At 65.8% G+C, this 13,259-nt stretch carries 11 protein-coding genes and 1 other RNA gene; 10 read left to right on the top strand and 2 right to left on the bottom strand.

What is annotated here, in order from left to right; genetic code table 11:
* The first annotated feature begins 79 nt into the window (after positions 1-79).
* The 10 genes from IIE29_RS01735 (at position 80) to IIE29_RS01690 (ending at position 9,872) form a co-directional block, all read left to right on the top strand.
* On the top strand, positions 80-1,306 hold the full coding sequence (locus tag IIE29_RS01735) for a globin domain-containing protein (protein WP_209323460.1): 1,227 nt from the start codon (positions 80-82) through the stop codon (positions 1,304-1,306).
* 100 nt (positions 1,307-1,406) lie between these two features.
* Entirely contained in the window at positions 1,407-2,525 is a 1,119-nt protein-coding gene (gene prfB, locus IIE29_RS01730) for a peptide chain release factor 2 (RefSeq protein ID WP_209323459.1), read from the top strand.
* 301 nt (positions 2,526-2,826) lie between these two features.
* On the top strand, positions 2,827-3,516 hold the full coding sequence (gene ftsE, locus IIE29_RS01725) for a cell division ATP-binding protein FtsE (protein ID WP_209323458.1): 690 nt from the start codon (positions 2,827-2,829) through the stop codon (positions 3,514-3,516).
* Positions 3,513-4,427 (top strand): permease-like cell division protein FtsX, encoded by a 915-nt coding sequence (gene ftsX, locus IIE29_RS01720; protein ID WP_209323457.1) that lies wholly within the window; start codon positions 3,513-3,515, stop codon positions 4,425-4,427. The genes ftsE and ftsX overlap by 4 nt, the downstream gene beginning before the upstream one ends.
* Before the next feature lies 1 nt (position 4,428).
* Positions 4,429-5,658, top strand: coding sequence for a M23 family metallopeptidase (locus IIE29_RS01715; RefSeq protein ID WP_209323456.1), 1,230 nt, complete (start codon positions 4,429-4,431; stop codon positions 5,656-5,658).
* Between the two features lie 140 nt (positions 5,659-5,798).
* Positions 5,799-6,269 (top strand): SsrA-binding protein SmpB, encoded by a 471-nt coding sequence (smpB, locus tag IIE29_RS01710; RefSeq protein ID WP_025780801.1) that lies wholly within the window; start codon positions 5,799-5,801, stop codon positions 6,267-6,269.
* Between the two features lie 219 nt (positions 6,270-6,488).
* Positions 6,489-6,866, top strand: a transfer-messenger RNA (tmRNA) gene (ssrA, locus tag IIE29_RS01705).
* A 193-nt stretch (positions 6,867-7,059) separates the two neighbouring features.
* The gene (locus IIE29_RS01700) at positions 7,060-8,154 is read left to right on the top strand and encodes a sensor histidine kinase (protein WP_209323455.1); all 1,095 of its coding nucleotides are present in this window, start codon (positions 7,060-7,062) and stop codon (positions 8,152-8,154) included.
* Positions 8,151-8,792, top strand: coding sequence for a response regulator (locus tag IIE29_RS01695; protein WP_209323454.1), 642 nt, complete (start codon positions 8,151-8,153; stop codon positions 8,790-8,792). The genes IIE29_RS01700 and IIE29_RS01695 overlap by 4 nt, the downstream gene beginning before the upstream one ends.
* A 66-nt stretch (positions 8,793-8,858) precedes the next feature.
* Complete coding sequence (locus IIE29_RS01690; protein ID WP_209323453.1) at positions 8,859-9,872, top strand: DUF418 domain-containing protein; 1,014 nt, start codon at positions 8,859-8,861, stop codon at positions 9,870-9,872.
* On the opposite strand, the gene IIE29_RS01685 is transcribed toward IIE29_RS01690, so the two are convergent.
* Positions 9,853-11,520: a thiamine pyrophosphate-binding protein gene (locus IIE29_RS01685; protein ID WP_209323452.1), complete on the bottom strand. Its 1,668-nt coding sequence runs from the start codon at positions 11,518-11,520 to the stop codon at positions 9,853-9,855. The genes IIE29_RS01690 and IIE29_RS01685 overlap by 20 nt on opposite strands.
* 192 nt (positions 11,521-11,712) lie before the next feature.
* Complete coding sequence (locus tag IIE29_RS01680; protein WP_209323451.1) at positions 11,713-13,245, bottom strand: sodium:solute symporter family protein; 1,533 nt, start codon at positions 13,243-13,245, stop codon at positions 11,713-11,715.
* Positions 13,246-13,259 lie beyond the last annotated feature (14 nt).

Below are 13,259 nucleotides of genomic sequence, written 5' to 3'. Positions count from 1 at the left end.
ACTGTCGAAGACGTCAGCACAAGCACGACCTGGAAAGGCCGTTCCATCCGCGTGGCGAACCGCCGCGAAAGGAGTTTCAGTGATCTCCCAGTCAGCACTGTCCACCGTCCGTGAGACGCTTCCCGTCGTCGGAGCAGCGATCGGAGACATCACCCCGATCTTCTACAAGCGGATGTTCACCGCCCGCCCCGACCTGCTGCGTGACCTGTTCAACCGCGGGAACCAGGCCCAGGGTGAGCAGCAGAAGGCCCTGGCGGGTGCGATCGCCGCCTATGCGAGCCTGCTCGTGTCCGAGGACGCGCCGAACATCGACGCGATGATGAGCCGGATCGCGAACAAGCATGCTTCCCTGGGCATCACCGAAGACCAGTACCCGATCGTCTACGAGCATCTCTTCGCCGCCATCGGCGAGGTCCTGGGCGAAGCGGCCACCGCCGAGGTCGTCGACGCCTGGACCGAGGTCTACTGGGACATGGCGGACTCGCTGATCAAGGCCGAGAGGGAGCTCTACGCCCGCCACGATGTCGCTCCCGGTGACGTCTGGCGCGACCTCGTCGTGACCCGCCGCAGGCAGGAATCGCCGACCACCGTCAGCCTCGTCCTCTCCCGCCCCGACGGCGGTGCGCTGCCGCAGGCCCAGCCGGGACAGTACGTCTCCGTCCAGGTCCAGCTGCCCGACGGCGCGAACCAGATCCGTCAGTACAGTCTGACCAAGGCCACCGCCCGGACCAGCTGGACGGTGACCATCAAGGCCGAGCCCGGCCGCGCCGAGGCGGGCGTCCCCGCCGGTGAGGTCTCGAACTTCATCCACGGCAACGTCTTCGAGGGCGATTCCATCCGCTGCTCGCTGCCCTACGGCGACCTCGTCGTCGAGGACTCCGAGGCCCCGCTGCTGCTCGTGTCCGCAGGCATCGGATGCACGCCCATCCTCGGAGCGCTCAACGACCTCGTGTCCAAGGAGTCCCAGCGCCCGGTCACCGTCCTCCACGCCGACCAGTCCATGGCCAGCCACGCCCACCGGCGCGAGATGGCCCAGCTGGTCGACCAGCTGCCCGGCGCCAACATGCACCACTGGTACGAGCAGCTCGGCGCCCGGACCGCCACCGAGACCGTCCACGAAGGATTCATCAACCTCGCCGAAGTGCCCGTCGACGCGAACGCGCAGGTCTACCTCTGCGGCCCACCGCCGTTCATGAAGGCCGTCCGCCGCGGACTCGACGAACTCGACGTGCCCGAGGCGAACATCCACTTCGAGGTCTTCGGCCCCGATACTTGGGCCACCGTGCCCGAGGCAGTTCCGGCCTGATCGGACCGGCTGCGTATAACGACAGAACGAAGCCCGCGGGTATGCGCCCGCGGGCTTCAGTTCTGGGCGCGGGCAGTGCATGCACTAGAATCGGAGCATTATGGCCACCACTGATTACTCTTCTGAAATCGCCAACCTCCGCCAAACGTACAAAGCGATTCTCGACGTGTCCGACCTGGACAATCTGCGCGACGAAGTCGCTGAGCTCACGGAGGAAGCGTCCTCGCCCACCTTCTGGGACGATCCGGACTCGGCGCAGAAGACCTCGGCCAGGCTCTCGCACAAGCAGGGCACCCTGGACAAGCTCGAGAAGTTCGGCCAGCGCATCGACGACGCCGAACTGCTCGTCGAGATGTCACAGGACGAAGGCGACGCGGATTCCCTCGAAGAAGCCGACCGGGATCTGAAGAAGCTGCACGATCAGCTCGCCGATCTCGAGATCTCCACCCTGCTCAACCACGAATACGACGAACGCTCCGCCGTCGTGACCGTGCGTTCGGGCGCCGGCGGCGACGATGCCACCGACTGGGCGCAGACGCTCACCCGGATGTATGTGAGGTGGGCGGAGAACCGCGGGTACAACGTCCAGGAGCTCGACACCTCCTACGCCGAGGGCGCGGGCATCAAGTCCGCGACGATCCAGATCAACGCCCCCTACGCCTACGGCACTCTGTCCGTCGAGGCCGGCACCCACCGTCTGGTGCGCATCAGCCCCTTCGACAACCAGGGCCGCCGGCAGACCTCGTTCGCCGCCGTCGAGGTGGTCCCGCTCATCGAGTCGACAGACCACATCGAGGTCGACGAGAACGACCTGCGCATCGACGTCTACCGGTCCTCGGGCCCGGGCGGACAGTCGGTGAACACGACGGACTCGGCCGTGCGCATCACCCACATCCCCACGGGTGTGGTCGTGAGCATGCAGAACGAGAAGTCCCAGATCCAGAACCGCGAGGCCGCCATGCGCGTCCTCCAGTCGCGTCTGCTCGAGCGCAAACGCCAGGAGGAGGCGGCACAGAAGAAGGAGCTCGCCGGCGACATCAAGGCCAGCTGGGGCGACCAGATGCGCTCCTACGTCACGCATCCCTACCAGATGGTCAAAGACCTGCGCACCGGCTACGAGGTCAACAACCCCTCTGCGGTGTTCGACGGCGACCTCGACGGTCTCATCGAGGCCGGCATCCGCTGGCGCAAGGAACAGGAGATGGCCGCCGAGGAGTGACCCGGTCGGGCCGGCCTGCTCCCTCGTGCGCCCCCCCCACCCTCCGTTTGTGGTCAGTGCGCCGAGGCGATTCGCCCGTTTCGGCTCCCTTTCCTCGGCGGACTGACCACAAACGCACCGTCGGCCACCCGGCTCGGCCACCCCGCCTCGGTCGGCCGCCTCGGTGGAGCCGCCCGCCTCGGTGACGCGACTGTGAACTTCATCAGATCGCAACACACGCCCCTTCGCCTCCGCGAACATCACGGAACTGTTACGTACAGTGGAACCGGCCGAGCCACCCGCGACATGATTGAAGACCGACTTGATCAGATTCGACTCCGTTTCGAAGTCCTACGACGCACGCTCCCGCAAGGCTCTTGACGAGATCTCGTTCGAGGCCGACCGCGGGGAGTTCGTGTTCCTCGTCGGGGCTTCCGGTTCGGGCAAGTCCACGGTCATCCGCCTCATCCTCCGCGAAGAGGTGCCGACTGCCGGACGCATCCACATCGCAGGCAAATCTGTGGTGAAGATGCCGAGCTGGAAGGTGCCGTATCTGCGCCGGGGGATCGGGACCGTGTTCCAGGATTTCCGTCTGCTGCCGAACAAGACCGTCTTCGCCAATGTCGCCTTCGCCCTGCAGGTGATCGGGAAATCGCGAGCGGCCATGTCGACGCTCGTGCCCGACGTCCTCGAGACCGTCGGCCTGGACGGCAAGGAGAAGCGCTACCCCAGCGAGCTCTCCGGCGGCGAGCAGCAGCGTGTGGCGATCGCGCGCGCCGTGGTCAACAAGCCCGGCATCCTGCTGGCCGACGAGCCCACAGGCAACCTCGACCCGACGACGAGTGCTGACATCATGAGCGTTCTGGAGAAGATCAACCGCAACGGCACCACGGTGCTCATGGCCACCCACGACGGCGAGATCGTCAATCGGATGCGCAGACGCGTCATTGAGCTGCGCGAGGGTTCGATCGTCCGCGACGTCGAAGAGGGCACCTACGGAGTCGCCTCATGAGGGCCGGATTCATCCTCTCCGAGGTCTGGTCGGGTCTGCGGAAGAACTTCTCCATGGTCGTCTCCGTCGTGCTCGTGACCTTCGTGTCCCTGCTCTTCGTCGGTGCCGCGATTCTGCTGCAGATGCAGGTCGGGCAGATGAAGGACTTCTGGTACGACCGAGTGCAGGTCTCCGTGTTCCTCTGCCCGCCCGACTCCGAGGCGACGAACTGCGTCGACGGCGAGGTCACCGGTGACCAGAAGGACCAGATCCGTGCCGAACTCGAAAGCTCCGAACTCGCCCCCTATGTCGACAAGGTCTACTTCGAGGACAAGTCCGAGGCCTACGAGCACTTCCAGGAGCAGTTCAAAGGCACCAGTCTCGAAGGCACGGTGCCCGAGGAGGAGATGAACGAGTCCTTCCGGGTCAAGCTCAAGGACGCGGAGAAGTACGACATCATCAAGGAGACGTTCTCCTCCACCCCGGGTGTCGAGGAGGTCGTCGACCAGAATCAGCTGCTCGACCGTCTCTTCGCGGTGCTCAACATCGCCACCATCGTGGCCGTGGCCATCGCCGGCATCATGCTCCTGTGCGCCATGCTCCTCATTGCCACGACGATCCGACTCTCGGCGTTCTCGAGACGGCGGGAGACGGGCATCATGCGGCTCGTCGGCGCCTCGAACACCTTCATCCAGCTGCCGTTCCTGCTCGAGGGAGTGATCGCGGCGGCGATCGGTGCCGCCCTGTCGGGCGGGGCTCTCGGTCTGCTCGTCCACTTCGGGGTCAGCGGATGGCTGCAGGGTCAGGCGACCGGTTTCAGCCTCATCTCCGGGTGGGACGTGCTCCTCATCGCCCCCGTGCTCATCTTCATCGGTGTCGTCATGGCCGGGGCGTCGTCGCTGATCACCTTGAACAAGTACACGAAGGTCTGAGATGAGAGGCAGACTCGCACTCGTCATCATCGCGGCTGCGCTCGCGCTGTTCCTGCCGGTCGCCTCGGCGGTGGCCGATCCCAGGCACGACAAGAGCAAGGTCGATGAGCGGGTCAAGGAGCTCCAGCAGGAGTTCGAGGGCCTCGACGAGGACCTCGCCCGGGTCATCGCCGAACGCGATGCCGCGCAGGAGAAGCTGCCCGACGCCGAGGCGGCATCGAAGGCCGCCGACGACGCCTTGGCCGCGGCCATCGAGAAGGATCAGGACATGGCGGCGCGGCTGACCTCGGCGGAGAACGCGCAGAAGGATCTCAAGAAATCCATCAAGTCCGGCACCGCGAAGATCGACAAGCACAAGACTGCTGCCGCACGCATCGGTCGCCAGGCCTACCAGAACTCGGGCATCACCTCGGATCTCGCGATGCTTCTGCAGATGGCCGAGGGCACCAGCGCCGACGGCGGCATCGGGCGAGTCGACTCGGCCGTGCGCTCCCAGCAGCGCACGATCGACAGACTCTCCGAACAGCGGTCGTTGAACAAGAACAACGAGGAGCGGCTCTCGGGCGTGACGGAGAAGATCTCCGACCTCAAGGACGAAGCCGCCGAGGCGGTGCTGGCCAAAGAGGCCGCCCAGGTCGATGCGAAGAAGAAGGCCGACAGCCTCAATGACCTGATCTCGGCGAAGGACGAAGCGGAGCAGACGATCTCCGACAACAAGGCCAAGACCGAGGAGCAGCTGGCCAAGGAGAAGGAAGAGCAGGACCGGCTGGCGGAGAAGGTCCGCGAATGGGAGAAGGAACAGGAGAAGAAGGGCAAGTTCGTCTTCGGCGACGGAGTCCTGGCCAACCCGGCCAAGGGCTACCCGACGACTTCGCCCTTCGGCTACCGGGTCCACCCGATCACGGGCGCGAAGAAGCTGCACACCGGCATGGACTTCGGCGTGCCCTGCGGAACCCCGATCCGTGCGGCCGGCGACGGGATCGTCGTGACCTCCGGGTGGACCGGCGGCTACGGCAACCGCGTCGTCATCTCCCACGGCAAGATCAAGGGCGACTCGATCGCGTCGACCTACAACCACAACACGAAGCTCAAGGTCCACGACGGGCAGAAGGTCAAGAAGGGCCAGATCATCTCGTACTCGGGCACGACCGGCGCCTCGACCGGCTGCCACCTGCACTTCGAGATCATGAAGAACGGCGGCTACGTCGACCCGAAGCCCTTCATCTTCTGACTGTTGCCCGACTCACTTTTCGCCCACGGCGGCGGTGAGCTAGAATTGAGGGTCTGTGCGTTCATACCCTGCCACCGTCACAGCAGGCGGTCGCGGACACGTGTGAGACCATCGAGACGAGAGCAGAGAGGAGGCCGGTCATGCCGAAGGACACTGGCAAGAAAGTCATTGCGAGGAACCGCAAGGCGCGTCACGACTATCACATCGAAGACACGTGGGAGGCCGGTCTCGTGCTCACCGGCACCGAGGTGAAGTCGCTGCGAGAAGGCAGAGCCTCACTGACCGACGGATTCGCTCTCATCTTCCAGAATGAGGCGTGGCTGGAGAACGTCTACATCCCCGAATACCTGCAGGGGACCTGGACGAACCATTCGGCCCGGCGTCGGCGGAAGCTGCTGCTCCACCGCGAGGAGATCCTCAAGCTCTCGCAGAAGGTCAAGGAGTCCGGTCGGACCCTGGTGCCGCTCGAACTGTACTTCGACGGTTCGCGGGTGAAGGTCGAGATCGCTCTGGCCAAGGGCAAGCGCGAATGGGATAAGCGTCAGGCCCTGCGTGAGGCGCAGGACAAGCGCGAAGCCGAACGCGCGATGAAGGCCAAGCAGTTCCTGTAGAGACCTGCGGGGCACGCTGATCCAGGGAGCCTGTGAGGGCACAGTTTCCGTTCACGCGGTCCGTGCGTGACAGTCGCCGAGGCGGCCGTGCGAGGCGGTCAGGGGAGCCGGGAATACGATTGGCTCGCCCTGTGTTGACCGAGTATGCTGGAGTTCCTGTCCAGCCGAGAAATCCGCAGACGCGGAGGCCAGAGCGAGGCAGGATTGGTAAAAGAATATGGGGATGATCGGTTTCGACGTCGGACACTGCGTCGGGAGAAGCGGGCCGAGAATGCAGAGTCATCTCGTTAATGTCCTCTGCAAAACAATAGGTGCTAAGTCTAACAACCGCACCGATTTCGCCCTCGCTGCCTGATAGAGCGCGAGCTGCGAATCCGTCAGCCTAGAGTTGCTTCCGCTCTAGAACCTGGCGTCGCTTAGGAAGCCACTGCTTCAGATATTTGTTGAGGGTATCTGAGGGACTCTTACTCAACTCCGTTCGTTGGTCCATGTGTTCGTGCAAGGGCCAGAACCTAAGAAACTATTTCACGAACTGCGCCCGGAGAAGTCCTGACAATCTGCCGACGGACGCGGGTTCGATTCCCGCCATCTCCACCAATGAACGCCCAGGTCCGCTACGGATTCTGGGCGTTTCTGTATTCGCAGGCGTGTTCCCGCCACTCTCGTCGTCGAGTTGCGATCCAAGGCCGAACTCGAGACGAAGGTCATTGACCGCATGGCAGCCCACACCGTCCCGGGGAGTCTCACGCCCGCGCGGAAACACACAGCCCCGCGGATAGACTGGGGCCCGATGAGACGCTTCAACAGGTGGCTGTGGCTGATCCCGGTGCCTCTGGCATTCGGGTTCGAGCTTCTGCTCGGCTCCGGGTGGTTCCTGCTCCTCGGCAACGTCGTCGCCGTCGCGGTGGCCCTGCCGGTCCTCATACGCCACCAGCAGGGCCGCGTCCGAGCAGCCGGCCTATGGATGTCGGTCTGCGGTCTGCTCGTGGCACTCGGCCTCGTGGCGATCGCCCATACGATCAGTCTCACCGTCCTGTGGCTGAGTCTCGTCACCTTGGCGATGCTCGCTCGTTCCGCCTCGGGGCGGGTGCCGACAGCCCTCATCGTCATCCTCGCCGTCGCAAACGCACTCGTCCCGGGACTCATGCCGGACGGGCTGATCTACGCCCTCGCCTCAGCGGTCCTCATCGTCGCCGCGATCTCGATCGGTCTGATGCTGCGATTCACCGACCGCTCGCTGCTCGAACGACAAGCCACCGCCGCCGAGGCGGAACGACGCCGCATCGCCACCGAACTCCACGACCTCATCGCCCACGAGGTGACAGGGATCGTCGTCCTCGCCCAGGCCGCCGCCCGCAGCGACAACGCCGACCTGACCTCGACGGCCCTGCACAAGATCGAGGAGTCGGGCACACGCGCGCTCGAGGAGATCCGCCGCCTCGTGGCCGACGGGGACGCCGATCGCCCGGCCCGCGCCCCGGTCGCCGAGAGCGCCCAGGCGCTGCGCGACCGTGTCGAGGACTACGGTGAGCAGGCCGAGATCTCCATCGAGACCACAACCGACGTCGACCGCCGCATCTGGCCCGTGCTCGATCGAGTGCTCGTCGAGACTCTCACCAATGTGCGCAGGCACGCCGGCCCCGACGCCCCGGTCAGAGTCACTGTCGCCACCCCCGCCGAGGCGGCCGGGGCCGTGGTGATGGTCGTCCGCAACGGCCCAGGCACGGGCGGCCTCGGAGCCGGAAGCGGGACGGGACTGAGCAGTCTGCGGACCAGGGTGAGCCACCTCGGCGGGACCATCGAAGCGGGCAGAGACGCTGGAGGCGGATGGAGCGTGCGCACCGAGCTGCCTTCGGCACGTGACGAAGGGAAGGGGACACAGTGATCACAGTCGCCGTGGTCGATGACCAGGAGATGGTGCGGATGGGCTTCTCCCTCATCCTCGACGCCGAAGATTCGATCAGCGTGATCGGGCAGGCCGCCGACGGCGTCGAGGCGATCGACCTGACCAGAAGCCAGAAGCCCGACGTCGTCCTCCTCGACATACGCATGCCCCGCCTCGACGGACTCGCGGCCCTGCCCGAGATCACGCCGTACTCCAGAGTCATCATGGTCACCACCTTCGACGATGACGACTACGTCGATGCCGCACTCGACGGAGGTGCCAGCGGCTTCCTGCTCAAGGACGCCGGAGCAGACCTCCTCATCGCCGGGGTCAGGGCCGCTGCGAACGGCGATGCCCTCATCTCTCCCTCGCTGACCCTCGACCTGCTAAGGAGGCGCAGCTCGGGCCCGGCACGGAACACTCACGCGGTCGCGAGACTGAGCGCAAGAGAGCTCGAAGTCGCCAGGCTCGTCGCCGCGGGCCGGACCAACCAGGAGATCTGCGAGCAGCTCTTCATCTCCCTCGGCACGGTCAAGACCCACCTCGGCAGCATTCAGACACGCCTCGAGGCCCGCAACCGGGTGGAGATCGCCGCCGCCATGTGGGAATCGGGGGAGATGGATCGGCCGAACGGCTGACCCCTGCTGACGAGAACCGTCCGTGCAGCCGATGCGCGCATGTGGCCGGAGTCGAAGAATGGAAGTATGACAACCCAGCTGACAGACACTGTTCTTCCCACTCACCGGTCCCGGATCCTCGCCCTCGACGTCGTTCGCGGCTTCGCTCTGTGCGGGATCCTGCTGGTCAATCTGCCCCCGCTGTTCGGGCTCAGTTCGGTCGACTCCGACGGCGGCGCCCTCGGCTTCTACCGCTTCTATGAAGACTTCGTGCAGAACCGCTTCTTCCCGATCTTCTCGTTCCTCTTCGGCATCGGCTTCGGACTCATGTGGCTCAGCGCATCCGAGCGCAGCTCGCGTCCCCGCTCGGCGCTGCTTCGCCGGTTCGCCTTCCTCGGAGTCCTCGGCGGGCTCCATCAGCTGCTGCAGCCGGGCGAGGCCCTGCTGCCGTACGCCATCGTCGGCATCGTCGTGCTCCTGCCCTCGACACGGATTCCCGCACGATTCCTCGCGCCTGTGACCTCGGTGCTCGGTGGAGTCCTGCTGATCGCAGCGATTGCGAGCGGCGGCGGTCTCGCCGTCATCCCGGGTCTCTTCCTGCTCGGCTTCGCCATCGGCTGGAGCGGGTTCGTCCGCTCGGCACTCGCACATCCTGCTCGGCTGGCGCTGGTCGGCGCCGGTGCGCTGGTCATCACGGTCATCGGCTTCGCGCTGACGGACTATCTCACACGACACGTCGACCAGTGGATCAACGCGGGACTCGGCATGACGATGGCGTTGACCTATGTCGCCGTCATCGTCCTACTGCTGCGCACCCCCGCCGAGGCGGCCCTGCGGATGATCTTCTCCCCGCTGGGGCGCATGGCGCTGAGCAACTACGTCGGAGCGACCCTGATGATGGTCGGCCTCCGATTCGTCATGCCCGACCTCACCGGGTTCGACTCCCATGGCGGCTACCTCGCCGGCCTCTTCATCTGCCTCGGCATCATCCTCGTGCAGGTGATCGTCTCGAGCCTGTGGCTGCGGTTCTTCGGCCAGGGGCCGCTGGAGAAGCTCTGGCGCATCGTCACCTGGGGTCGCCTCACGAGTTCACGCGGATGACTTCCTCCTGATACGGAGCGATGACAGAACCGGAGATGCGCAGGTCGAGGAGCAGGAACTTCCGCTGGTCGACAGGCGTCGCCTTCCACTCCTCGACGATCTCCAGATCCGCCAGCGAACGCACCGCGAGTCCCTGCCCGCCGGCGGCCGTGGCCAGTGCGGCGAAGTCGATCTCGTCGATGAGCATGGGCGACTTCTCCAGCCCCTTGAGTCCGTAGAGGTTGACCTCGGCACCGTAGGCCGCGTCGTTGAAGACCACGGCCATGCCGCGCCCGCCGGCCGAGCGGACAGCGGTGTCGAGATCCGACAGGGCCATGGCTCCGCCGCCGTCGCCGGTGGTGAGCACGATCGTCGACTCCGGGTTCGCCCGCGCCGCACCGGCCACGCTGTGCCAGCCGAGCCCGATCGACTGGAAGGCGGTGCCGACCATGGCCAGGCGGTCCGGGGCGCTCGGCTCCCAGAACATGTTCGCCCAGGCGATGAAGTGTCCGCCGTCGGAGACGACGACCCGGTCGGCCGGCAGGAGCTCGCCGAGGCGGGCGGCCGCCGCGCGCGGGTCCAGCCGACCGTCGGAGGCGAATTCGGTTCCGGCCTCATAGGCTCGGTCGGCGGCGGTGTCGACGGTCTCGCGCCAGGGGGCGGGGCCGGCAGTGCCAGTCGCAGGTGCTCGTGCGGCGAGACGAGACACGAGCTGCCCCGCGGCCAGTTTGGCGTCCGAACGGATGAAGCCTCCGACTCGGGCGTTCGTCGCGCGGTCGTCGGTGTCGACCTGCCACACCGAGGTGGAGGGGTGGAAGAGTTCGCCGAAGCGCATGGTGAACTGGTTGAGGGAGGCCCCGAAGACGACTGCGATATCTGCTTCCCGAATCCTCTCCATCGCCGCCGGGGCGCCGAAGCCGCCGGCGACTCCGAGGTCGAAATCGGCTTCCGGGAAGAGGTTGCGGCCCAGAGCGGTCGTCGCGGTCAGGGCTCCCGTGGCCGCAGCCAGTTCGCCGAGTTCGGTCTCGGCATCGGCGAGCCAGGCGCCCCGACCGGCGAGGAGGAGCGGACGCTTCGCTCCGGAGAGCGACTCAGCCAGACGGTCGAGTGAGACCTGGCCGAATTCGGAGTCCGGAGCCAGGGGAGCGGCCACCGCCGGACCGGGTACCTCGGGGACTGTGCCGATGTCGAGAGTGGCGACATCGTAGGGGATCGCCAGCACCACCGGCACGCGGTAGGTCAGAGCATGCTCGATGGCGGTCACGGTTGCCGCCGCCGCGTCGACGCGGCCGACGGTGTAGGTGCGCACACCCACCGCCGAGGCCATGGCGATCTGGTCGACGTCCCAGGGGCGCGGACCCGAAGTGGGTTCGTCACCGACGACGAGGACGAGGGGGACCCTGGCCTGGGCCGCCTCGGCGAGGGCCGTGAGCGTATTCGTGAAGCCCGCGCCGTAGGTCGTCGTGGCTGCGGCGATCCGCCCCGAGGTGCGGAAGTGGGCGTCGGCGGCGACCACGGCGCCGGCCTCGTGGCGCACGGCAGTGTAGCTCGCCGAGGTCGAGCGCAGCAGAGCGTCGAGGAAGTAGGCGTTGCCGTTGCCCATGAGGCCGAAGACCTCGTCGATGTGCTGGGCGAGAGTGTGCGCGACATGCGCAGAAGTGTGAGCCATGAGAAGCCAATCGCTGATGAGATATGGAAGTGAACGATCCATATATGTCTCACACGCGGTTCCCGCGGCTTCGTGCTCCTTTTTCGAGCACCGGCATTTCGGCATCAACCGGATCCGTCATCGACACCGGCCTGACATGTCGAATATAGAGGACCGGCGCATCCGCGGCAAAGTCCTGAGTTGCGCGGTGTGTCAGCGGCTCAGCCGCTCCTTCCACGCGGCCATGATCACAGGATCCGTCGGCTTCGAGGCGAAGGAACCGACGAGGTAGCCCAGCAGCGAGGCGATGAGACCGAGGTAGATGGCTTCGTTCGAGTAGATGCCCGCCACGATCATCACGACCACTGTGGTCACGGCGCCGAGGATCATGCCGGCCATCACGCCGACGATCGTGCCGCGTCTGAAGATGAGACCGCCGAGGATGGGGATGAACAGTCCGGCGACGAGCAGGTTGTAGGCCACGGTCAGGGCCTCGACGACGCTGGGCATGATCATCGCGAGCACGAGGGTGACGACGCCGAGCACGATGAGATAGATCCGCGAATCACGGACTTCGTCACCGGTCTCGCGGACCAGGGACCGAACGAGAGTCGACTTCGTCCCGCCGGCTGCCGTCCCGCCGTCCGCCATACCACCGACTGCGTCCGCCCCGCCGGCGGCACCGGCTGCGGAATCCGATTCCGTCACCGGCAGGAGGTCCTTGCGTGCGAGGATCGGTTCGATGATGTCCTGTCGGCATACGGTCGACGCCGCCATGAGCGAGCCCGAGGCCGTCGACATCATGGCCGCCAGAGCGGCGGCGAGGACGATCCCGCCGAGCACCGGTGACATCGAGGCATCGACGACGGCGACGAAGACATCGTCCTGGACCTCGATGCCGGGGACGATCTTCGTCGCGGCCATGCCGATGAGCGCTCCGGCGACGGCGTAGAGCAGGCAGTACACACCGGCCGAGAATCCTCCCCACCGGGCCACCCCGGGGCTGCGCGCAGTGAACACGCGCTGCCAGATGTCCTGACCGATGAGCAGACCGAGGGTGTAGATGAGGATGTATCCGAGGATCGCCTGCCAGCCGATGCCCACCGGGCTCGTGTGCTCGACGGGCAGGCTCGAGAACAGATCGCCCAGTCCGCCGGACTGCGACAGCACGACGGGCAGCATGATGAGGAAGATGCCGATCGTCTGGATGAAGAACTGCACGAAGTCCGTCAGCGTGATCGACCACATCCCGCCGAGCATCGAGTAGAGGATGACGATGCCGCCGCCGATGAGCACCGACCAGAACTTGCTGAGGTCGAACAGAGCGTGGAACACCGTCGCATAGGCCACCGTCGACGTCGTCGAGATCATCAGCCCGTAGGCGGTCATGATCGCTCCGGAGACGAACCGCGAACCCTTCCCGTAGCGGAGCTCGAGCATCTGCGAGACCGTGTAGATCTCGAGCTTCTGGATGCGGGGCGCGAAGAACAGGGACAGGGCGATGATGCCCAGTCCGATCGCGAGCACCAGCCACATGCCCGACAGACCGGAGGTGTAGCCGAGGCCGACACCGCCGATCGTCGAGGCCCCGCCGAGCACGACGGCCGACATCGTGCCCGTGTAGAGCAGTCCGCCGAGGCGCCGGCCCGCGACGAGGAAGTCCTCCTGGTCATTGGCCTTGAACCGGCCCCAGATTCCGAATCCCACCATTCCGGCGAGATAGATGATCACTACTAAGGAGTCCACAGCGACCCTCTCTG

This window comes from Brevibacterium renqingii, assembly GCF_017808095.1.
Classification (GTDB): Bacteria; Actinomycetota; Actinomycetes; order Actinomycetales; family Brevibacteriaceae; genus Brevibacterium; species Brevibacterium renqingii.
The sequence above is the reverse complement of the archived record's forward strand: the minus strand, read 5'-3'. Positions and strand labels throughout refer to the sequence as shown.

Bases quoted from the DNA above. Each gene is read 5' to 3' on its own strand.
- prfB (WP_209323459.1), top strand. From the start codon at position 1,407: ATGGCCACCACTGATTACTCTTCTGAAATCGCCAACCTCCGCCAAACG.
- ftsX (WP_209323457.1), top strand. From the start codon at position 3,513: ATGAGGGCCGGATTCATCCTCTCCGAGGTCTGGTCGGGTCTGCGGAAG.
- IIE29_RS01715 (WP_209323456.1), top strand. From the start codon at position 4,429: ATGAGAGGCAGACTCGCACTCGTCATCATCGCGGCTGCGCTCGCGCTG.
- smpB (WP_025780801.1), top strand. From the start codon at position 5,799: ATGCCGAAGGACACTGGCAAGAAAGTCATTGCGAGGAACCGCAAGGCG.
- IIE29_RS01700 (WP_209323455.1), top strand. From the start codon at position 7,060: ATGAGACGCTTCAACAGGTGGCTGTGGCTGATCCCGGTGCCTCTGGCA.
- IIE29_RS01690 (WP_209323453.1), top strand. From the start codon at position 8,859: ATGACAACCCAGCTGACAGACACTGTTCTTCCCACTCACCGGTCCCGG.
- IIE29_RS01685 (WP_209323452.1), bottom strand. From the start codon at position 11,520: ATGGCTCACACTTCTGCGCATGTCGCGCACACTCTCGCCCAGCACATC.